We start from the raw sequence: 22,389 nt of genomic DNA on the forward strand, positions 1-22,389 counted from the left end.
GGACGTGTGTTATTCGACGCGCGTACCGGGTGTTCTATTGCCAGAGCCGGGTTGGTGCGCAGGCAAGATGTTCAGAGTGATCAAAACCGGCTCTTCGACCGCGCTATCGGGATATTCTTCAAGCGCGGCGCTGAGGATGGCCATGTTGTGGTCATACAGCCCACTGTCTGTATAAAGCTGGCTCAGCAACGAAGTGGTTACAGCCAGTGAGTCAGCATTATCAAAGGCTTTGGAACTGTCGTGACGCGCACTTCCCCCCTCCGTAACAAGACGCCCAGACGCCAGGTTCAATAGTGCCGCCACGTCCAGCAACTGGCCACTGTTTGCGATACTTCCTGCATCGCGGGCATAGCCGACATCACTGGAATTAGCGATACCGTGGAACAGCTCATGGATCAAGTCGTCCGCAATTACGTCATGGTTGAAACCCAAACTGATGAAGTGCATGTTGAGATTGGAGGTATACAGTTCGATAAATTTCGTTTCGGATTTCTCGGTTGCAGTTTTCCATTTTTGGTAAGCGCTACTGTCGAAAGCGGCAATGTTGTGAGTGTCCTTGAACGGATCGAGAAACATATTACTAATGGAAAGGCCTGCGAAGTCAGCCCTGATTAGTCTCAGGTAGTCCAATAATCGATTGGATGCATCGGCCGAGCTGCTTCCCATCAGGAGTTTGACGACAAAGTTACGCTGCTGTGTGAAGTCATGCCGGGTCAAGACGTTGATCGCGTTGTCGATTTTTGTGCGCGCCTGCGGCAAAGCCTGCTCAATGAACTGTCGGGTGTAACTGAGCGGCATTGTCTTGATGAAGTGCGACGACTGAATGGGAGTGACAAAGGTGAAGTTGTTCAACTTTGGTCCCCAGGTTCTACCACGTCGATCAAGCGCATACCATTGAAGGTCGCTGCGCGCCGCCACCACGGTGAGCGCGTCAGCGGTTGACCCATGGGGCCGCCAAGTGCCGTGACCGACATGGGGATTATTGGCTGCGTGAACCAGGTTATAGCTTTTATGATGGCCATTGAGTTTGCTCAGCTGTGATTTCGCCAGTCCGAGGATTTCCTGAGCCTGTCTGTTGAAGCGCAGCGCGCCCTTGTGAACCAGCTTTCCAACGCCCAACAATGCTGTCGGCACACCATCCAGAGGGTTGAACACGGAAACAGAGGTCAGCAAAGCAAGCTTGGTCAGGCGAGCTGCTTTGGCGGACAACGAGATCGCTTTCGAAGAGATGCTCAGCGCCTTGGCCCCGGCACCTGCAAAGGCCCCTCCCAACGCGATGGCATCCATGATGCACCCATAAATTCCGTCGACCACTCGATTGTGTTCTCCGGATGATAAATCCTCGATGCACTTTTTAAATGGCACCGCCAGATCGACAATATAGGTCGCGATTTCATTGCCTCTTTTACGCTCACTTTCAAGCTTTGTCGGCACCGTAGCCATGGTTTCAATTTCATTGAATGTCCGCAGCTGATGATTACTTACGATGAAATTGGCAATTCGCTCAAGCTGTGGATTGACAAAATTCTTAAAAGTACTTTTTTCCCGCATGACCGGATGAACAGCTGCGTTAAGCACGCCCAACTTTTCAATAACAGCTTCACTGCTTGTTTGATTGGAGGTGTTTGGAACACCTTCTTCGTATTCACATAAAAGAACAGGTAACATTTCGAGTGGTGCTATAGGTCCGGCCGCTTTCAGATCCCCTTTAAAATCCATTCTGGCAACCGCTTGCAGTTTCCCTGATGTGGTTATCAGGTTCTTGAGCGCGTCGTTTTTTCGCAGTTCACCCGTCAAAGTAAACAGTTCATAGCACGCAACACTGCTGCCATGGGAAGCGTACATCACTAGACCAAAACGCCCTCTGACAGCATCGTTGCCCTCCTGGCTTTCGAAGTCTGATTCAATAGTAAGTGGTCCCCCCACACGCCTTGAAGATCTCTGTATCGCCTGATTGCGAAGCGTAAAGAAAGTAATATTTCCTTTCAGGAAGATATCCAGATCATGGGGAACCATATGTGAAATAGCCAGTTTAATATTGGTTGCCAGCGCACCGTTCAAATTAGCGAGATAACCGCGCATCTGGCGATGAAACTCATTATTGTTGGGTGCCAGACGCTGCAACTGCGGAAACTGTTTATAAATACTGACAACAGCGGGATCGTAATGAGTGGGTCTTTTATCATTCGTAATACCCGCTAGCAATTCAGGCGTTTGACCAGCGTTACTGTCGGGAAAAATAGCACGCAGGTCCCATTGACCATCCACTAAATCCCCTGACATGTGCAACTCGACCATGGACATAACGGAAGGTGATGCATAGAGGCCGGGTCGTTGATAAATAACTTTTCCATCCAAAAAATCACACGTTGGCGCGGCTTTCTTCAAGGCGGCCATTGCAATATCTTTTCTGCTTGGCATCGGATTGGAGTAAACATGGGCAAGATGCGTAAAGTTTTCTGCATACGCTTGAAATACTGTAATCGCACGCTCCGTGGTTTCTTTTTCCGATTGAGTAAGCTCATGTAACGTCACGACGCCATTAATCAGCGCCCAATCAACAATTGGGTCGATCAATGCCAGTTCTCGCAGCCGGATCAACGCCTCACTGACAGATTCCAGATCGGCGTATGCCATGATTTGTTCATACGTCAAAACACGCGACGCCCCTTTCCGGACCGCTTCCACCAGTGTCACGCCCCGGCAGAATACTACCCAGGCAACAGAGCCTAAACTGAGCGATGACGGAACTCCTTTAACCAGAAATTCTGGAGCGATTTCCGCCATCAGCAAGTGGGACGCCAATGGCGCTACAGCGGGATCTACCCCGTTTTTGGTGTAGAGGAAGGCTTGCAGCTCCTCACGAACGACCGCCGACGGCCGCTCAACGTTAGTTGGCGCATACAACTCGAACCCGCCGATACTCTTTCGATGTTGAGCGCTGCCAAAAGACGAAGACAGGTCCAGCAAAATGGCCGTTATCAACAGCTGCTTGAGATCTTGTGCTGAAACGGGTTGCCCGGACTGTGCCCCAAACCATCCCAATTCATCCAGATATTTCCTGGCGTAGTCTTGAGAAGCCGTATGGCTTACCAATTCAACGACGCGTGCGGCAGCATTGCTGTGCGTCACAATGGCGCGCCCTGTTTCTCGATAAAGTTTGTCCAGCAGTTTCGTGTTGGGCCCCATGATTTTAGCGGTCGCTTGACGAACGGCAGTTTGTTGTTCTGCGGACAATACGAATAACGATGGATCATCAGTACTGAGTTGCCGCCAATAGTTATCCAACTCATCGACTTGAGGATCAAACTCAAAAAAAGCAATTAAATTTTTAGTCTCGGCAGCATTCAACGGAACTTTAAAATCGTGAAACCTTAGCCACTGATCGACGTCCACAGTATCTTGCGTATAGACATAACCTCCGGCCTGACTGGCTATATCCCCCACTATCGCAAGATTTTTGTAGACATACGTTATAGGGTGAAAATCCAAGACTGCCATTTCCCATGCATTCTTTTCATCTCGGTATATTTCCAGGTGACCAGAACCATTAATACGCGTTGATGCCATGTCTGGGACACGGTGAAGGCGGAGTTCATCCATCATGATCGTACGATCGGCCAATTTATTCCAAGCCATTCGACCCGGCATATGCACCCTGTAAAGCGAGGATCCCTTCTTCAGCCCAACTTCGTACCCTTGCCAACCATAGTTCACGCCCTCTTCTTGCTCATTCAAGATAGTTTTAAATTGTTGCAATACCTCTTCTCGCTCCTCGGCGTCGGCTTTGAAGCATTCATACTGCTCCTCGATACGCGCATCAGAAAGCTTGTACATCTTATACTTGGTTTTTGAGTACATCCGACAATCCTGTGAATTTAATTAATGACTGGCTCTACGTAGGCGAATCTTTACTTACGCAGGCAAAACCGTCCACTGACAATCCACAAGAAAACATTTCACAACCCTGACTAACCAGACGCCAACTAAAACTTAACTTAATCCATCAAACCCCACTCCCCCCCTGGCGTATCAACTGTCGCTTTCCCATCCTTGTTAAGTTTCAGACGCAACTTCAAATTATTGATCGAGTCCGCATGTTTTAGTGCCTCGTCCTCGCTGATCACGTTGTCCACTACCAACGCATACAGTGCACCATCAAACGTCTGCATCCCCAACTCCACCGACTTCTCCATAATCCCCTTCAACTCGTCAAACTCATTGCGCCGGATCAAGTCGCCGATGGTTGGCGTGCCCAGCATCACCTCCACCGCCGCCCGGCGCTGACCATCGAGGGTGCGCACCAACCGCTGGGAAACGAAGGCCTTGAGGTTATTGCCAAGGTCATGCAGCAGTTGCTCCCGGCGCTCTTGCGGGAAGAAATTGATGATGCGGTCCAGCGCCTGGTTGGCGTTATGGGCATGCAGGGTGGAGATCACCAGATGGCCGGTATCGGCAAACGTCAGGGCGTGTTCCATGGTCTCGCGGTCGCGGATTTCGCCGATCAGTACCACATCCGGAGCCTGACGCAGGGTGTTCTTCAAGGCGGCATGAAAACTGCGGGTGTCGACGCCGACCTCTCGCTGGTTGATGATCGACTTTTTGTGGCGATGGATGTACTCCACCGGGTCTTCGATGGTGATGATATGGCCGCTGCTGTGGCGGTTGCGGTAATCGATAAGCGCCGCCAGAGACGTGGACTTGCCCGAGTCGGTCGCGCCGACGAACAGCATCAATCCCTGCTTGAGCATCACGGTTTCCAGCAGCACCGGCGGCAGGTTGAGGTCTTCGAAGCGCGGGATGTCGAGCTTGATGTTGCGCGCCACGATCGACACATCGTTGCGCTGTTTGAAGATATTGACCCGAAAACGCCCGACCCCGGGCAGGGAGATGGCCAGGTTCATTTCCAGTTCACGATCGAACTCCAGTCGCTGTTCGGCGTCCATGATGGACTCGGCGATGGCGGCGATTTCCCCCGGTTTGAACCGCTGATCGGACAGGGCTTTGAGCACACCGTCGAACCGCGCGCTGGGTGGAGCTCCGGTGGAAAGGTACAGATCGGAGCCATCCTGGCCGGCCAGTTGCCGCAACAATAAATCGATTTCCATGGCAAAAAGCACCCGCGAAGCATTCAATGAGCAAATATGGCCCGACCGCGTGACACCTCGGGTCATCCAGCGACTACCGCCCTGCAAGGATAGTAGACGTAGCCACACCGACTGACGTGCAGGACATCTTGATGAACGCATCACCGACCGGCAGCGATGCCCAGGCCTTGATTGCCCGACTGGACTGGAGCCGCAGCCCCTTGGGCGCCGCCAGTCACTGGCCGCAAAGCCTGCGCACTGCGGTGGACATCGTGATTCATTCGCCGATGCCCATGCTCTTGCTGTGGGGGCCGGAGCTCACGCAGATCTACAACGACGGGTTCGCCCTGCTGGCGGGCAGCAAGCATCCGCACGCTTTCGGACAGCCGACACACCTGATCTGGCCAGAATTAAAAGACTTTACCGACCCGATCTACAGCGCCGTCCTACAAGGCCAGGTGCGGACCTACAGTGAACAGCGCTTTACCTTACAAGGTGACAGGCAGGATTCTGACTTCTGGCTGGATTTGACCTACAGCCCGATCCGCGATGAAAGCGCTGAGGTCGCCGGGATCCTGGTCACGGCCATCGAAACCAACGAACGGCGGCGCATCGCCCTCGAACTCGAACAGCGCTCCGCCGCCAGCCTCAAGGCCCAGCACGAAACCGAACAACGCCTGCAACTGGCCCTGGCCGCCACCGATGCGGTTGGCACCTGGGACTGGGACATTGGCGAAGACCGCTTCATCGCCGACTCCCATTTCGCGCAATTGCACGGCGTTGATCCGGCGATGGCCAGCCAGTTGCCGATCAGCGAATACCTGCACGGCGTGCACCCGGAAGACCGGGGCATGGTGGCGCGCAGTATCAAGCATTGCATCACCCACGGCACCGAGTACGCCGAGGAATACCGCCTGCTGCGACCCGACGGCCATCTGCGTTGGGTGTTTGCCCGGGGTCGTTGTTACAAGGATCACCATGGTCGGCCGACGCGTTTCCTCGGCGCCGCGCTTGACCTGACCGACCGCAAACACACCGAACAAGCCTTACGCCAGAGCCAGACCGAGCTGCAGTTGATCATCAATGCGATGCCGATCCTGATCAGCTATGTCGACCGCGAAGAGCGTTTTCGCCTGAACAACGCCGCGTACCTCGACTGGTACGGCCTGACACCTCAGGAGTTGTTTGGCAAAACCATCCGCGAAGTGCTCGGCGACGAAGCCTATGCCTCGCGCGCTGAGTACATCGCCGAGGCGCTGGCGGGCCGGCCCTGCTCGTTCAGCATCGACACCGCGCACCGTGACGGCAGCATTCGCAGTGCCCTGATGAATTACCTGCCGCGCCACGGTGCGGATGGTGCGGTCAACGGTTTCTACATTTTCGTGATCGATGAAACCGAGCGTAAACAGACCGAAGAAGCCCTGCGCAATCTCAACGAAACCCTCGAAGAACGCGTGATCGCCCGTACCCAGCAACTGGCCGAAGCCAATCAGCGCCTGCAAAACGAGATGTTCGAGCGCGAGCGCGCCGAAGACGCCTTACGTCATGCGCAGAAGATGGAAGCGGTCGGCCAGCTCACCGGCGGCATCGCCCATGACTTCAACAACATGCTCACCGGGATCATCGGCAGCCTCGACCTGATGCAACGCTACATCGCCGACGGCCGCACTGCCGAGATCGGTCGGTTTACCGAAGCAGCGGTGTCCTCGGCCAATCGGGCGGCAGCGCTGACCCACCGCCTGCTCGCGTTCTCCCGGCGCCAGTCGCTGGACCGCAAACCACTGAACGCCAATGACTTGATTCATTCTCTGGAAGACCTGCTCAGCCGCACCAAGGGCGACCACATCGAACTCAAGCTGCAACTGGCCGCCGAGGTGTGGCCGGTCAGCACGGACGTCAGCCAACTGGAAAACGCCCTGCTCAACCTGGTGATCAACGCGCGGGACGCGATGCCCGATGGCGGCCTGTTGCTGATCGAAACCGGCAACGTCTACCTCGACGGCGGCGACCTCGCCACCCTGGAGTCGGTCAAGGCCGGGGATTATCTGATGATTGCCGTCAGCGACAACGGCACCGGCATGAGCGCGTCGGTGCTGGCCAAGGCGTTCGATCCGTTCTTCACCACCAAACCCATCGGCCAGGGCACGGGGCTGGGGTTGTCGATGATCTACGGCTTTGCCCAGCAGTCGGGCGGCCACGTCAGCCTCGACAGCGTGCCGGGCCAGGGCACTTGCGTGCGCCTGTATTTGCCGCGTTTGCACCTCGGCGCACCGCAAGACACCTTGCTGCCAGTCACCGGCGAGGCGCCTTCGGCGATTGCCGGCGAAACCGTGGTGCTGGTGGAAGACGATCCGGCGGTGCGCATGCTGGTGCTCGACTTGCTCAATGAGCTGGGTTATCACGCCCATGAAGCCGAAGACGCCCGGGCCGCCCTGCCCTTGCTTGAATCCGACCTGCGGGTGGACCTGTTGGTGACCGACGTCGGTCTGCCGGGGATGAATGGCCGACAACTGGCGGAAATCGCCCGCCAGCATCGTCCGAACCTCAAAGTGCTGTTCATGACCGGTTACGCGGAGAAAGCCGCTGAACGCCAAGGCTTCCTGGAGGAAGGCATGGACATGGTGGCCAAGCCGTTTTCCATCGACCTGCTGGCCAACAAGATTCGCACGATGATCGGCCAACCGGAGTGAGTTAAGGCATAATCCCGCGCCCCGCTGTCACCCACGTTACAAGGTCTGCCTCAATGAAAGCTCAAGCCCGCCATATTCTGGTGAAAACCTCGGAAGAAGCCGAGCAGCTCAAACAACGCATCGCCAAGGGCGAAGCCTTCGATGTGCTGGCCAAAAAGTACTCCACCTGCCCGTCCGGCAAGCGCGGCGGTGATCTGGGTGAAGTGCGGCCGGGGCAGATGGTCGGGGTGATTGATGCGGTGATTTTCAAGAAGCCGCTGCGGGTGGTGCATGGGCCGATCAAGAGCAAGTTCGGGTATCACCTGGTGCAGGTGTTTTATCGGGATTGAGCGGTCATGATCGACCTGTAGGAGCTGCTGAAGGCTGCGATCTTTTGGTCTTGATCTTGAAAATCAAAAACAAGATCAAAAGATCGCAGCCTTCGGCAGCTCCTACAGGGGGATTGTGTTTCAAGTCCGGGGGATCAGTGCTCCGGGGATTTGGATGACTTTGCTCGCCAGCCGGTGGCCGGCCTCTGCAGCGTCAACCGGGCTCCCGCCCTTGAGCCGACTGGCCAGATACGCCGCACTGAACGAATCCCCCGCCGCCGTGGTGTCGACCACGCGCTCAACCTTCTGCGCCGGTACTTCGAACGACTCTTCACCACAGCGAATCAAGCACGCCTCGGCTCCGCGTTTGAGCACCACTTCCGGCGTGCCGATCTGCTCATACGCCTCAAACACCGCATCGCAATCGGAAAAATGAAACAGCGCCTGCTCGTCATCGACGGTCAACAACGCCAGATCCACGTACGGCAACACACTGCGATACGCCGCCCGAGCCTCCTCCACCGACGCCCACAAGCGCGGCCGGTAGTTGTTGTCGAAGACAATCCGCGCATCCCGCTGCCGGGCTTCGATCAGGGTTTCCAGCAACTTTTCCCGACCTTGCTCGCCGAGCACCGCCAGGGTGATGCCACTGAAATACAACACGTCGTAATCCGGCAACGCCGCCAGAATCGGCGCGGCGGCCGGGGTGGTGAAGCAACTGCGGACTGCCGCTTCGTTGCGCCAGTACAGAAAGCGCCGCTCACCCGCCGCGTCGGTCTGGATGCAATACAAACCCGGCAAGCGACCGGGCAAGCGCTGAACCATGTCCAGGCCGATATTCTCGGCGGCCCAGCTCTGGCACATGGCGTCGCTGAAACTGTCATCGCCCAGGGCCGTGACGTAATCCACCGTACCGCCTTCGCCCAGTTCACGGGATAGATAGACTGCGGTGTTCAGGGTGTCGCCGCCGAAGCTTTGTTGCAGGCTGCCGTCGGCGCGCTGCTGCAACTCGATCATGCACTCGCCGATCAGGGCAATGCGCGGGGTGTTGGGGCCCAGGGTGTTGATGGTGTTCATGGATTTAGGGTTCTCTGGTGTTGATCGTTCCCACGCTCTGCGTGGGAATGCCTCACTGGACGCTCTGCGTCCGCTTCGGTTTGTGACGCGGAGCGTCACGGGCTGCATTCCCACGCAGAGCGTGGGAACGATCAATTAGGGGTTAGAAACAGGTTTCCATGGTTTCAATCACCTGCAACTGCTCATCCACCAGACACCCCGTGCGCCATTTATCAAACGTCAGGCACGGATGCGAAGTCCCGAACGAAATGATGTCCCCCACCCGCAATTCAACCTCCGGCGCCACGGTCATGAACGCATGCTGGTCCATCACCGCCGTCACTTTGCAGGCACTCACATCGTCGCCAATCGCCGGCACCACGCCAGCCTTGTAACGTAACAACGGCACCGGCAAACCAGCGTCGTAAGCGACGTCGCGCTTACCCATGGCGATCACCGCAAAACCCGGCTCCGGCATCGACTGCACATGCGCCCAGACTTCCAGCGCCGGGCGCAGACCTTCGTGCAAATCGCTGCGACGGTCGAGCACGCAGCATTGCGCTTCTTTGTAGATGCCATGGTCGTGGGCCACGTAACTGCCGGGACGCAGCACGCTGAGGAAGCGTCCACCGGCGTTCTGGGCTTCGAAGGATTCGGCGATCAGGTCATACCAGGCCGAACCAGATGCCGTAATGATCGGCTTGGCGATGGCGAACGCGCCGCTGTCCTGCAACTGCACCGCCAGGCGCACCAGGGAAGCGGCGAACTCACGGATGCCGCTCTCGGCGTGGTCACCGTGAATCACACCTTCATAGCCTTCGATACCGGTCAGCGCCAGCGACGGTTGCGCGGCGATGGCCTTGGCCAGTTCGATCACTTCCTGCTCGGTGCGGCAACCGCAACGACCGCCGACCACGCCGTATTCGATCATCACGTTCAAACGCACACCGCGGGAGGCGAAGTACGCGCCGAGGTCAGCGACGTTATCCGGGTGATCGACCATGCAATGGAAGTCGAAGGTTGGGTCGGCCAGCAAATCGGCGATCAGCGCCATGTTCGGCGTGCCGACCAATTGGTTGGCCATCAACACGCGGCGCACGCCATGGGCGTAGCCCGCGCGGGTCTGGGTGGCGCTGGCCAGGGTGATGCCCCAGGCGCCGGCGTCCAGTTGGCGACGAAACAGCGCCGGGGTCATGCTGGTTTTGCCGTGGGGCGCCAGTTCTGCGCCGCTGTTGCTGACAAACGCCTGCATCCAGCGGATGTTGTGTTCCAGCGCTTCACGGTGCAGCACCAGCGCCGGCAGGCTGACGTCGCGCACCAGGTGCGCGCCGGTTTGCGCAAAGCCTTTTTCTACGGCAGCAGTGGATTCGGTAGAAGACATGGTCCAACTCCTTACATTCGCGGCCGCCAGCAGCCGCGGTTATTCGTTGATACGCCGGGCCAGGTTGTTGGCGCTGTCGATCAGCACCCGGCGATAGTCGTTGTAGTTATTCTTGGCATCGGCCCGTGGAGCGACGATGCACAGTGTCGCAATGGCCACGCCGTTGGGGTCTTTGACCGGGGCGGCGAAGCAATGGGTGAAGGTGTCGGCGACGCTATCGAAGGAGAAAAACCCATCGATCCCGGCCTGACGGATTTCCTGGAGAAACTGCTCCAGCGGCAAACGTTCGCCGTTGGGCAAGATGAAGTCGTCGTGGTCGATCAAGTCGATGATGGACTGGTCGCTCAAATGCGCCAGCAGCAGGCGCCCGGACGCGGTCCAGGGGATCGGCGCGTTTTCACCGATGTCGGAGGAAATGCGGAAGTGCCGCTCGCCCTCTTTCATCAGCGCCACGGTGTACTTGCGCCCGTTGAGCAGGCACATCTGCGCGGTTTCGTGGGTTTGGCTAACGATTTCCTGCAAGGCGTGATCGGCCTCGCGGGTCAGGTCGAAGTGGCGCAGGTGCGCCTGCCCGAGGAAATAGAGTTGACGGCCAAGGTAGACGTGACCGTCCTTGCCCACGGGTTCGAGGATGCGTCGTTCCAGCAGCGAGGCCACCAGTTCGTAGACCGTGGATTTCGGGCTGCCAATGCCACTGGCGATTTCGTTCGGGCGCAGGGGCTGGCCGATTTCCTTGAGGAAATCGAGAATATCGAACGCCCGGTCCAGACCACGTGCCCGGCGCTTGATGGTGTCTTCGGTCATGTCTTCAGGTTCCCATTCAAAGTGCCGGGAGTTTACCGCTAATGATCGTTCCCACGCTCTGCGTGGGAATGCATCCCGTGACGCTCTGCGTCACACAGCGGACGCGGAGCGTCCATGGCGGCATTCCCACGCGGAGCGTGGGAACGATCAGTGTGCGAATTCAGGCCTTTTTCTTGTAGGCGATGCAATCAATCTCAACCTTGCAGTCGACCATCATGTTCGCCTGCACGCAGGCCCGGGCCGGGGCGTGTTCGCTTTTGAAGTACTCGGAAAAGACCTTGTTGAAACTCCAGAAATCCCGCGGATCTTCCAGCCACACGCCAGCACGCACCACATCTTCGAGTCCATAACCGGCTTCTTCGAGGATCGCGATCAGGTTCTTCATGGCCTGGTGCGTCTGTTCGACGATGCCGCCGACGATGATTTCGCCATCCAGCGCCGGCACCTGGCCGGACACGTGCAGCCAGCCATCGGCTTCAACCGCGCGGGCGAAAGGACGAGGCTGGCCGCCACCGGCAGTGGCGCCGGTGCCGTAACGAGTAATGCTCATGAGTGTTTCTCCTGATTGAAATGCTTTAAAAGCGAGTGTTCTTGAGAAATTCCGCCAGTCGTGGCGATTTCGGGTGTTCAAACAATTCTTTAGGCGGCCCCTGCTCTTCGATCCGGCCCTGGTTCATGAACACGATTTTGTCCGAGACCTCGAAGGCAAACCGCATTTCGTGAGTCACCAGCAGCATGGTCATGCCTTCATCGGCCAGGCCCTTGATCACGTTCAGCACTTCGCCGACCAGTTCCGGGTCGAGGGCCGAGGTGACTTCGTCGAACAGCATCAGGCTCGGGTTCATCGCAATCGCCCGGGCAATCGCCACGCGCTGTTGCTGACCGCCCGACAACTGGCCGGGATAGTGATCGCGGCGTTCGAACAAGCCGACCCGCTCCAGCCATTTCTCGGCCAGCGCCACGGCTTCATCCTTGTGCAGCTTTTTGACCTTGAGCAAACCGAGGGTGACGTTCTGCAACGCAGTCAGGTGCGGGAACAGGTTGAACTGTTGGAACGCCATGCCGGTCATCGCGCGATGGCGGGCGATGACTTTTTCGGCGTGACGCACGCGTTTGCCGTTGACCTCGTCATAACCGATGGATTCGCCATCGAGCAGGATCTGCCCGCCCTGGAATTCTTCGAGCATGTTCACACAGCGCAGCAGCGTGGTCTTGCCCGAGCCGCTGGAACCGATCAGCGTGACCACGTTGCCGCGCTGCATGGTCAGGTCGACGCCCTTGAGCACTTCAAGCTTGCCGTATTGTTTGTGCAGGCCGCGAATGTCCAGCAGGGCCTGGCCGTTTGGTGCAGTAGAAGTCTGAGTCATGGCAATGCCACCCGCTTTTCAATGTGCCGGCCGAGTAATTCGATGGCGTAGTTGATGACGAAAAAGAGGAAACCGGCGAACAGATAGAACTCGAGGGTCATGAAAGTCCGGGCGATGATCTGTTGCGTGCTAAGCAGCAACTCGGCCACGCCGATCACCGACAACAAGGTCGAGGCCTTGACGATCTCGGTGGACGAGTTGACCCAGGTCGGCAGGATCTGCCGCAACGCCTGAGGCAACAACACGTAACCCAGGGATTGATAAAACGTCAGGCCAATGGCCTTGCTCGCTTCCATCTGTCCGCTCGGTAAGGCTTGCAGCGCACCGCGCACGATCTCGGCGACGTGGGAGCCGCAGAACAGCGTCAGCCCCAAGGCACCCGCCTGAAACGCGCTGATCTGCCAACCCAGCGCTGGGGCCATATAGAAGCAGGCCAGTACCAGCACAAACACTGGCGTGCCGCGGATCAGGTCGACGTAGAAGCGAAACGGTGCGCGCATCCAGACATTGCCGTAGGTCAGCACCAGCCCGGCGACGATGCCGATCAACGTACCCAGCAAAATGGCGAGTGCCGAGCACTGCACCGTGGTCAGAAAGCCTTGCCACAGGACGTCGCGGGCCACCCACAACTCATGCAACCAACTCGGGGATTCGTACATGGGAGGCTCCTATCGGCGGATCGCCAGACGCTGCTCGAGGTAACGCAGGATCATGGCAATGAGGTAACAGGCCGCAACATAGAGCGCTGTGGTCACCATCCAGGTTTCAATCACCCGGTAGCTCTCGACATTGATCTTGCGCGCGTAATAGGTCAGCTCCGGTACCGCGATTGCGGCCGCCAGCGAGGTGTCCTTGAACAGCGAAATGAAGTTGTTCGACAGCGCCGGCAGCACGTTGCGCAGCATCACCGGCACAGTGACGTAAGCCTTGACCTGCCATTCGCCGAGGCCGATCGCCAACCCGGCTTCGCGCTGGCCCTTGGGAATGCTCAACAGCCCGCCGCGGAACACTTCAGTCAGGTACGCCCCGGCATACAGCGACAGGGTGATGATGAACGAAGGGATCTTGTCCAGGCGAATGCCCAGACTCGGCAAGGCAAAGTAGATCAACAGAATCAACACCAGAATCGGCGTGTTACGGATCACCGTCACGTACACCGACGCCAACACCCGCAACGCGCGATGCTTGGACAACAAAGCAAACGCCATCATCAGGCCGATCACGCAGCCGATGGCGATCGACACCAGCGCCAGTTCAAGACCCAGACCGAGCCCCGCCAGCAAGGTGTCGAAATCGCGCCACACGGCGGCAAAGTTCAACTGATAGTTCATGGTCAGCAGTACCTTGAACGGGGCGCTGTTACAGCCGCCCCGCTCTCACGGGATCATTTGAATTCGACAGGGAAACCGATGGCCGGAGTCGGCAGATCGACACCGAACCATTGTTTGAACGACGCCGCGTAGGCAGGGAACTCGACGCCGGTCATGGCTTCATGCAACGCGGTATTGACGAAGTTCAGCCAATCCTGATCGCCACGTTTAACGGCGCAGGCGTAGGTTTGCGGGCTCCAGGCGTAGGTCGGGCTGCGATAGCGGCCAGGGTTCTGCACCATCAGGTATTTGACCGAGGACTGATCGGTGGCGGCGCCGTCCGCACGGCCCGAGTTCACGGCCTGGTACATCAAATCGACGCTGTCGTACTGATCGACCTTGGCTTTGGGCAGCGCCTGATGCACCAGTTCTTCGGCGTACACGTTCTGCAGCACAGCCACGGTCACGCTGTCGCCGGCGGCTTTGAGGTCTTCGATTTCCTTGTACTTGCTGTTCGCTGGCAACAGCAGGCCGACACCTTCGCGGTAGTACGGCAGGGTGAATGCCACTTGCTGCGCACGGCTGGCGGTCACGGTGATGAACTGGCAACTGATGTCGACCTTGTCAGTCAACAGGTTCGGAATCCGCGCATCGGACGACTGCACCACGTACTCGACCTTGCTCGGGTCGTTGAACAAACCCTTGGCGATCATGTGCCCGATGTCGATATCAAACCCCTGCAACTTGCCATCCGCTCCCTGGAAATGCCATGGCGCGTTGGTACTGCCTGTACCCACGATCAACTTGCCACGGGCCAGCACGCTGTCGAGCTTACTGTCCGCCGCCTGAGCGACACCCATGGCAGCGGCCGAAGCCGCAAGGATAAAAACACACGCTTTGAACAAGGAAGGTCGGCGATGCATGGCAAGCACTCCAGAGTGTTGTGTATTCCGTTATACCGGATATAGGTGTGTAACAGCGGAATAGACAGCAGAAAGTGTGCCATAGGATGCAGGGGTGATGTTGGGGAGATTGAAAAGTGTTTTTAATCAAAGGGATGTGCGATGGAGGAGATAAAGCGTTACCAAACGCACAGGTGAGAGAACGCTACCGGGGGCCACAGTGGGCGGGTAGTTGGTTCACATTGGAGCGGTGGTGAGCTAAATCAGCGCAGGGCAGTGAAGACAGAGCTGGTGATAGCTTGAGCGTGATCGCAGGCAATGGCATCGTGCCTCATCAAGCTTTTACCTCTCATCACACACGGATGTTTCAGATGCTGTGAAACCACTTAAAGAGTTTCTTGTTCGGGTGTCTAAAATCCAGTTGATAGAGGAGCAGAAAAAGGTAACTGATCCTGACTACAAAAATCGGCTGAGGGTGTCTATCGTTACCGCCAGGAATGCACCATCTCACGAGCGCGCAATTAATACGCTGAAGAGCTGGGGAGTCATGGCCAATGACGCGTTCTTTCTTGGTGGAATAGAAAAAGGCAAGGTTTTGAGCGTCCTACGTCCGCACATTTTCTTCGCCGATCAATCTGGACATCTGGCGTCTACGAGCACCGTAGCTCCATCTGTTCACATCCCCTTCGGGATCAAGAACATTCAAGAAGCTGATACAGAAAAATGAACTCAGGAAGGTGTGTTAGCGTTCACTTGCTTCCTTGTAAACATCGCCCCGCTCTCTTTTTCCCACGGCGATTACCGTCACTATCAGCACTTCATCTTTCACGCGATAGACGATTCGATAACCCGCACTGCGTAATTTGATCTTGTAGGCATTTCCAAGCCCATGGAGCCGGTCTGCGGGTACGTGTGGGTTAACAAGTCGTTCCTGAAGTTTCTTTTTGAACTGTTCCCTCAGGTTTGAACCGAGCTTCTTCCATTCTTTCCACGCCTTTTCAGAAAACTCCAGCTCATAGATCATCAATTGAAACCTTTATGGTCGGATCGTTTTCCCGTTCTTTACAAAGGGCAATCAACTCCAAATCTTCCAGGCGATTCATCATGGCTTCGTATTCTTTGGCGGGCACACAATAGAAAGCCGGCTCGTTGCGGTTGAGAATCGCGACAGATAGCCCACCGCCAGCAGCAACCGTACCCATTGGATTTTTTTTCAATTCAGAGATGCTCGCTACTACCTGCGAAAGCACGATATGTGTCATGGCCTTGTTCCTTAGGGTGCTTTAAGAAGTGCTTAAAATAGCACTCTAAAGCGCATCCGACTCATCCTTTGGTGTAAACATCGCGCTTAATGCCTGCTATTTGTCACCCCGTGCGATTGCCTAAAAAGTATCATGCCCTCCGCTTCTGCATTTCCGCGTTTCCTGCCGGGTCCGTCCTCCAATGTCGTGAGGCATGTCCGCATCAGCGTAGGAAATCCCCCACCTGTAATTTCTGACAGTAGATCCATTCTCCACCCTCCTTTAACGTCAACAAGACTTCGATGACCGTTGTAAAAAGGAGACTTCAATGACCTCGACACCCCCTCAATCAGCATTGGCTCCGACCTACCGCAAAGCCCTGAAAACCTGGCGCCCGGTGATTCTTTACTTCGGCAGTCAGCACTGTCCTGCCTGTGAAGAGGCCGGGCCGATTTTTCGGGGGATTGCCGAGACGTTTCGGCATCGGGCGGACATTTATATGTTGAATACCAGCGAATCACCCCGGCATCCGAGTGTCACCGGGACGCCGACTGTGCTGTTTTACAAGGATGGGAAATTGGTCAAGACGCTCAAGGGGATTAGTACTGAGCAAACGCTGGCGGCAGATTTCGTGGCGCATATTGGCAAGGTGAAGCCCAGGTTCACGGCACGGAAACCGGGGCATGATTTGGCGTGGTTGCGCCGGACGTTGCGCCGTTTATGTACTGTGGCTCGGGCGCGTTTTTTGGTCGGGGCTTGAGATTTGTGTTGTTGGGAAGACCGCTATCGCGAGCAAGCTCGCGATGAGGCCCTCAAGTTCGACGCAAAATCACCTGCCGGCAGGAACCAACAACACCTGCACCACCCGCCGCTCTTCAACCGCCGCCACCGTCATCGTCCAGCCGTCCCGCTCATGCCGGTCACCAATCATCGGCAGCCGATCCAGCACGCTCATCACCCACCCGGCCAGGGTCTGGTAATCCTCGGTGGGTTCAACGCTGAAACCGGTCAGTTGCCGCACCCGCGTCAGGTTCAACGCACCACTGACCATAAACCCGCCCTGCTCTTCGACCACATCCGGGCCTTCGATTTCGCTGGCATCCGGCAGTTCGCCGGCGATCGATTCGAGAATGTCGGTCATGGTCAACACACCGACGAAGTCACCGAATTCATTGACCACAAAGGCAATGTGGGTCGAGGCTTGGCGCATCTGCTCCAGGGCGTTGAGGATCGAGTAGCTGTCGAGCAAGTTGATGGTTGTGCGCGCCAGGTCTTCGAGGTCGGGCTTGTTGCCGGCCAGATAGTCCTTCAACAGTTCTTTTTTATGGACGAAGCCCAGCGGCTCATCCACCGCGCCATCGCGAATCAGCGGCAGGCGCGAGTAGGACGAATGCATCAGGCGTGTCCGAATAGCTTCGGCATCGTCGGCCAAATCGATATGGTCAACGTCAGCCCGCACGGTCATCAAGGTACGAATCGGCCGCTCGGCCAGTTGCAGCACGCCACTGATCATCACCCGCTCACGTCGGTCGAACAGCACTTCACTCGGCGCTGCGCCGTTATCCAGCAAGTCGGCAATCTCCTCGCCGACTTCCTCCACCGCCAACGTGCGACCGCCGAGCAGACGCATCACCGCATGGGCCGTGCGTTCGCGCATTGGCTTCAGACCTTGCATGGAGCGCTTGCGCCGGGCTCGGGCAATCTGGTTGAACACTTCGATCAGGATCGAGAACCCGATGGCCGCATACAGGTAACCCTTGGGAATGTGGAAGCCCAAGCCCTCGGCGGTCAGGGCGAAACCGATCATCATCAGGAAGCCCAGGCAGAGCATGATCACCGTCGGGTGTTCGTTGACGAAACGGGTCAGCGGTTTGCTGGCGACGATCATCAGGCCGATGGAAATGATCACCGCGATCATCATCACCGCCAGTTCATCGACCATACCCACAGCGGTGATCACCGCGTCGAGGGAAAACACTGCGTCGAGTACCACAATCTGCGCCACGATTGGCCAGAACATCGCGTAACCCGCATTGCTCGCTCGCTGGCCGACATGGCCTTCGAGCCGTTCGTGCAACTCCATGGTGGCCTTGAACAACAGGAACACACCGCCGAACAGCATGATCAGATCTCGGCCCGAGAAGCTTTTGTCGAACACCTCGAATAGCGGTTGAGTCAGCGTTACCAGCCAGGAAATACTCGCCAACAAGCCCAGGCGCATCAGCAGCGCCAGGGACAAACCGATGATCCGCGCACGGTCGCGCTGATGCGGCGGCAACTTGTCCGCCAGGATCGCGATAAACACCAGGTTGTCGATGCCCAGCACCAACTCCAGCACGATCAACGTCAACAAGCCCAGCCAGGCGGTGGGGTCAGCTATCCATTCCATAAAAATGTCTCGATCTCTTCAGCGAATTCAGAATGCCGGGCACGGCAAGGTGCGGCGCAAGGGCCGTGGGGTTGCGATAAAAAGAAGGGACAGAGGTCGGAAAACTGGATGTTTGACGTGCGTCAGGGTTACGCGAATGCGCGAAATGGAAGGCTGACTGGGAGGCTCCGAGAGGGTGTTCATGCAGGTCCTGAAAGGAAAAAGGACTTGGAGCGTACAGGTTGCGGCGACATTTCCTACAACAGGAAATCATTACAAAATCTGTAAGGCGTTTGAAATCGCGCTGTATTTGAATACGCCATCGCGAGCAAGCTCGCCTTCACAGGGCTCTCCAGCGTCCACAAAACCAATGTGTGTGAGCTTGCTCGCGATGCTTTTGCCTTTATCCCTTTCTGATCTGCTCGATATACCGAGCCACCGCCGGCGACTTCTCAAATCGCCGATAAATCATCGACAACCACGAACTGGCCTCACTCCCCTCGATCACCCGGTACACCACACCCGGCAATCCAACATGCCCGACCACCGACTCCGGCACCACCGCCACGCCCTGACCCAACGACACCAGGGCAATCACCGCCACCAATCCGCCCGGCTGCGCGCCCAAAATCGGTGCGAATTCACCTTGGGCGGCGACCTGCAAGGTACCGCTGATTTGCTCTGGCAGAATGAAGGTTTCGTTTTGCAAATGCGCCGGGCTGACCTGCGGCAGACGACACAGCCAGGAGTCACTCGACAGCGCCAGCACAAAACCTTCTGAATCGAGCCGAATCGCCTCCAGCCCTTCGGGCAAGGTCATCGGCGAGCGGACGTAGCCGATATCGAAACGCCCCTCGATCACCATGCCCGGCAACGCCGCCATCGGGCTTTCCCGCACATTCAGACTGACGTCCGGGCACTCGCGGCTAAAGGCTTGCACCTGCTTTTGCAGCAACCCCGAATACACCGCCGACGCTACGTAACCCAGTTCGATATGACCGATATCACCGCGCCCGGCACGCTGGGCATTGCGTTGAGCGAACTCGAATTGGCGCACCGTGGCTTCGGCCTCGGGCACCAGCGCGGCGCCGGCCTCGGTCAGGCTGACTTCACGTTGGCGACGCAGGAACAGCCGGGTGCCAAGCTCGGTTTCCATGTCCTGGATCTGTCGACTCAAGGTCGGTGGTGCAATCCCCAGTTGTTCCGCGGCGCGGGTGAAATTGCGCTGCCGGGCAACGGCCAGGAAGTAGCGGAAATGGCGTATATCCATGGTGCGTTAGCTCAAAGGTAATGAAGTCCCGACTGGCAACTCATAAAGCTTGTTGAAGACCGGGATAAGCTGCCGATGCAACCACAGTAGAGAGGCAAAATCATGCACGTCAAATACCTTACTCAAAAAGCATTCCCATCATGAGCAAGGTCAGTCCGCGTCTGACGCTGTTGACCGCCTCCGGGGTGTGTTCGCTGATCGTCCTCGACACCAACATCGTCGCGGTCACCCTGCCGACCATCGCCCGCGACCTGGGTGCCAATTTTGCCGACATTGAATGGGTGGTCAGCGCCTACATGCTGGCGTTCGCCGCGTTGTTGCTACCGGCCGGCAGCATCGCCGACCGCTTTGGCCGGCAGAAAACCCTGCTCTGGGGCCTGGGCATTTTCATCCTCGCCTCCCTCGGCTGCGGAGCCGCGCCGAATGCGTTGTTTCTCGACATCGCCCGGGCGATCAAGGGTGTTGGCGCGGCGTTGCTGTTGACCTCGGCGCTGGCCTCGATTGGCCATACCTTTCACGACGAGGTGGAACGAGCCAAGGCCTGGGCGTTCTGGGGCGCGTGCATGGGCGTGGCGATGACCGCGGCGCCGACCCTGGGCGGCTTGATCACCGAATACGTCGGCTGGCGCTGGATTTTCTACCTCAACCTGCCGGTGGGGCTGCTGCTGATGGCGATGGTCTGCCGCAACGTGCCGGAATCCCGAGACACCCAATCCGCCCGCCTCGATCCTTGGGGTAGCCTGGCCTTCAGCGCGAGTTTGTTGTGCCTGATCTGGGGCCTGATAGAAGCCAACCGCATCGGCTGGAGCAATCCACTGACCTACGCCCGACTCATTGGCGGCGCCCTGTTGCTGGGGTTGTTTGTGCTGATTGAGCGGATGCAGCAGCGGCCCATGGTTGATCTGCAATTGTTCAAGCATCCGCGCTTCATCGGTGCCCTGCTGGGGATGTTCGCCTACGCCGGTTGCGCGCAGGTGATGATGACGTTGCTGCCGTTCTACCTGCAAAACGGTTTGGGTTTCTCCGCCATTGCTTCGGGGCTGGGGATGTTGCCGTTTGCCCTGACGATGCTGATCTGCCCGCGTGTCGGTGCGCGGTTGGCGAGCCGTTTGGCCCCTGCGACCTTAATGGCGGCCGGTCTGACGTTGGTCGGTTGCGGCAACCTGCTCAGCGCCTGGGCGGTCAACAGCGGCGGCTACCTGCCGTTCGCCCTGGCAATTGCCGTAACCGGCGCCGGGGCCGGGTTGCTCAATGGCGACACCCAGAAAAACATCATGGCCTGCGTACCGAGGGACCGCGCCGGCATGGCCTCGGGCATGAGCACCACCATGCGCTTCAGCGCGATCATGCTGGCCATCGGCGTGTTTGGAGCGTTGCTGGCCAGTCACACCGAGTTGTTGCTGCGTAACAGCCTGTCGGGGCAATGGCTTGAGCAGACTCGCGGCATCGCCTCGCGAGTGGTGGCCGGGGACATGACGGCGGCGTTGGGTTTGCTGCCGGACACCGCGCGCAGTGTGGTCGAACCGCTGGCCCGGCAAGCGTTCGTTGGCGGTTTCAGTTTGTTGTTGCTGGTTGCAGGGTTATTGGCGCTGCTGGGTGCGCTGGTGGTTGGCACGCTGATGCGTAATCCGATTCCGATCCCCTCAAACCACTTATTGGAGACCGTCCGGTAATTTCTGACAGTGGCCCGTTTTCCTGTAATGCCAGTCAGCCAAGCCGTAACGCGATCTGTAGCAGCCCGCGTTCGGCGGCGAAGCCGTAACGCGATCTGTAGCAGCTGGCGAAGCCTGCGTTCGGCGGCGAAGCCGTAACGCGATCTGTAGCAGCTGGCGAAGCCTGCGTTCGGCGGCGAAGCCGTCGTGAAATCAAGCAGCGCGGTGCTTCAGGGAGCACGTGTACTCAGGTTTTACGACTGCTTCGCAGCCGAACGCTGCCTCGCGTTGCTCGTCAGCTGCTACGAAGAGTGTGTTTCGTCTAAGCAAAGGCGCCGTTAGCGGAGCATTAAACAAGCGTGTTTAATTCGACATCTCCGGACACGCTCTCGCCCTACACATCCTTGCGTCGCTGCCTACAGCTACGCCAGAATCCGCCGGCTTGTGTGCCTTTGGCCTGGGTTTTATCGTTTCCGGGTCGCTGACCAATCAGCGATCGGGTTTAGCAGCTCGGTAAATATCAAGGCGCATTAGTTCAGCCTGTCGACCAACGACTATTTTTTCGTCAATTGGTCTGCGTTATGGCGGCTGTACGTGGGGCACTTCGGTGCGCCGGGTTCCTTGATCCCTGGTCTGCTAACCCGCGTACAGTCGCCACCTTTTTCGTTTAGCAGCGAATCGTGGCGGCTACACCATCAAGGAGCCACAACAATGACAACCGCAACCACAAAATCCACCCCCTTCGCCCCCTGCGACCACGTCGACCATCACCTCTTCGCCGTACAACCCGGCATCCCCCCCTCCTCGACGCGCTGGAACACGACTCGGTCTACCTCAGCTGCGCCGAAGCCCTCGCCCAGCAAGCCCCAACGCCACACTCGCGGAACACACGGTGACATTACGCGGGGCCAGCAAGCACATGCTCGGCACTGCCCGTTCACTCGTTCAAGCCT

Annotated in this window: 18 protein-coding genes and 1 pseudogene; 5 read left to right on the forward strand and 14 right to left on the reverse strand. The window is 57.6% G+C overall.

What is annotated here, in order from left to right:
- Positions 1–9 precede the first annotated feature (9 nt).
- Positions 10–3,861 carry a hypothetical protein gene (locus tag ACA071_RS16955; protein ID WP_497640212.1) on the reverse strand — a complete coding sequence of 1,284 codons (3,852 nt, stop codon included), beginning with the start codon at positions 3,859–3,861 and terminating at the stop codon, positions 10–12.
- 137 nt (positions 3,862–3,998) lie between these two features.
- Complete coding sequence (locus tag ACA071_RS16960) at positions 3,999–5,108, reverse strand: PilT/PilU family type 4a pilus ATPase (protein ID WP_497640213.1); 1,110 nt, start codon at positions 5,106–5,108, stop codon at positions 3,999–4,001.
- Positions 5,109–5,239: 131 nt separating this feature from the next.
- Here ACA071_RS16960 and ACA071_RS16965 point away from each other — a divergent pair, with 131 nt between their 5' ends.
- Both ACA071_RS16965 and ACA071_RS16970 read left to right on the forward strand, forming a co-directional pair.
- A complete protein-coding gene (locus ACA071_RS16965; RefSeq protein ID WP_497640214.1) occupies positions 5,240–7,777 on the forward strand; it encodes a hybrid sensor histidine kinase/response regulator in 2,538 nt (845 codons plus the stop codon).
- Positions 7,778–7,788: 11 nt separating this feature from the next.
- Positions 7,789–8,106: a peptidylprolyl isomerase gene (locus ACA071_RS16970; protein ID WP_497645327.1), complete on the forward strand. Its 318-nt coding sequence runs from the start codon at positions 7,789–7,791 to the stop codon at positions 8,104–8,106.
- A gap of 120 nt (positions 8,107–8,226) precedes the next feature.
- Here the strand turns inward: ACA071_RS16970 and ACA071_RS16975 are convergent, their stop codons facing one another.
- The 8 genes from ACA071_RS16975 to ACA071_RS17010 form a co-directional block, all read right to left on the reverse strand.
- Positions 8,227–9,162 (reverse strand): sugar kinase, encoded by a 936-nt coding sequence (locus tag ACA071_RS16975; RefSeq protein WP_497640215.1) that lies wholly within the window; start codon positions 9,160–9,162, stop codon positions 8,227–8,229.
- 142 nt (positions 9,163–9,304) lie between these two features.
- A complete protein-coding gene (locus ACA071_RS16980) occupies positions 9,305–10,522 on the reverse strand; it encodes an amino acid deaminase (RefSeq protein ID WP_497640216.1) in 1,218 nt (405 codons plus the stop codon).
- A gap of 39 nt (positions 10,523–10,561) precedes the next feature.
- The gene (locus ACA071_RS16985; protein ID WP_429515048.1) at positions 10,562–11,326 is read right to left on the reverse strand and encodes an IclR family transcriptional regulator; all 765 of its coding nucleotides are present in this window, start codon (positions 11,324–11,326) and stop codon (positions 10,562–10,564) included.
- Positions 11,327–11,486: 160 nt separating this feature from the next.
- Entirely contained in the window at positions 11,487–11,876 is a 390-nt protein-coding gene (locus ACA071_RS16990) for a RidA family protein (RefSeq protein WP_497640217.1), read from the reverse strand.
- A 25-nt stretch (positions 11,877–11,901) separates the two neighbouring features.
- Entirely contained in the window at positions 11,902–12,693 is a 792-nt protein-coding gene (locus ACA071_RS16995) for an amino acid ABC transporter ATP-binding protein (RefSeq protein ID WP_497640218.1), read from the reverse strand.
- Positions 12,690–13,352 carry an amino acid ABC transporter permease gene (locus ACA071_RS17000; protein ID WP_497640219.1) on the reverse strand — a complete coding sequence of 221 codons (663 nt, stop codon included), beginning with the start codon at positions 13,350–13,352 and terminating at the stop codon, positions 12,690–12,692. Before ACA071_RS17000 ends, ACA071_RS16995 begins: the two co-directional genes overlap by 4 nt.
- Before the next feature lie 9 nt (positions 13,353–13,361).
- Entirely contained in the window at positions 13,362–14,024 is a 663-nt protein-coding gene (locus ACA071_RS17005) for an amino acid ABC transporter permease (protein WP_169369199.1), read from the reverse strand.
- Between the two features lie 53 nt (positions 14,025–14,077).
- Positions 14,078–14,926 carry a transporter substrate-binding protein gene (locus ACA071_RS17010; protein WP_497640220.1) on the reverse strand — a complete coding sequence of 283 codons (849 nt, stop codon included), beginning with the start codon at positions 14,924–14,926 and terminating at the stop codon, positions 14,078–14,080.
- Between the two features lie 361 nt (positions 14,927–15,287).
- On the opposite strand from ACA071_RS17010, the pseudogene ACA071_RS17015 reads away from it, so the two are divergent.
- Positions 15,288–15,632: pseudogene (locus tag ACA071_RS17015) on the forward strand (5'-nucleotidase); the annotation flags it as partial.
- Between the two features lie 15 nt (positions 15,633–15,647).
- Here the strand turns inward: ACA071_RS17015 and ACA071_RS17020 are convergent.
- Together ACA071_RS17020 and ACA071_RS17025 are read right to left on the reverse strand one after the other, a co-directional pair.
- Entirely contained in the window at positions 15,648–15,929 is a 282-nt protein-coding gene (locus ACA071_RS17020; RefSeq protein WP_497640221.1) for a type II toxin-antitoxin system RelE family toxin, read from the reverse strand.
- Positions 15,919–16,167: a type II toxin-antitoxin system Phd/YefM family antitoxin gene (locus ACA071_RS17025; protein WP_427575645.1), complete on the reverse strand. Its 249-nt coding sequence runs from the start codon at positions 16,165–16,167 to the stop codon at positions 15,919–15,921. The genes ACA071_RS17020 and ACA071_RS17025 overlap by 11 nt, the downstream gene beginning before the upstream one ends.
- A gap of 307 nt (positions 16,168–16,474) precedes the next feature.
- On the opposite strand from ACA071_RS17025, the gene ACA071_RS17030 reads away from it, so the two are divergent.
- Positions 16,475–16,906 carry a thioredoxin family protein gene (locus ACA071_RS17030; protein ID WP_497640222.1) on the forward strand — a complete coding sequence of 144 codons (432 nt, stop codon included), beginning with the start codon at positions 16,475–16,477 and terminating at the stop codon, positions 16,904–16,906.
- 69 nt (positions 16,907–16,975) lie between these two features.
- Here ACA071_RS17030 and ACA071_RS17035 read toward each other — a convergent pair whose 3' ends face one another.
- Both ACA071_RS17035 and ACA071_RS17040 read right to left on the reverse strand, forming a co-directional pair.
- A complete protein-coding gene (locus ACA071_RS17035) occupies positions 16,976–18,535 on the reverse strand; it encodes a TerC family protein (RefSeq protein ID WP_497640223.1) in 1,560 nt (519 codons plus the stop codon).
- Positions 18,536–18,917: 382 nt separating this feature from the next.
- Positions 18,918–19,784: a LysR family transcriptional regulator gene (locus tag ACA071_RS17040; protein WP_497640224.1), complete on the reverse strand. Its 867-nt coding sequence runs from the start codon at positions 19,782–19,784 to the stop codon at positions 18,918–18,920.
- A gap of 140 nt (positions 19,785–19,924) precedes the next feature.
- On the opposite strand from ACA071_RS17040, the gene ACA071_RS17045 reads away from it, so the two are divergent.
- Positions 19,925–21,457, forward strand: a complete 1,533-nt coding sequence (locus ACA071_RS17045) for an MFS transporter (RefSeq protein ID WP_497640225.1) — start codon at positions 19,925–19,927, stop codon at positions 21,455–21,457.
- Positions 21,458–22,389: the final 932 nt, after the last annotated feature.

The sequence above is a fragment of the Pseudomonas sp. LBUM1646 genome, assembly GCF_059716165.1.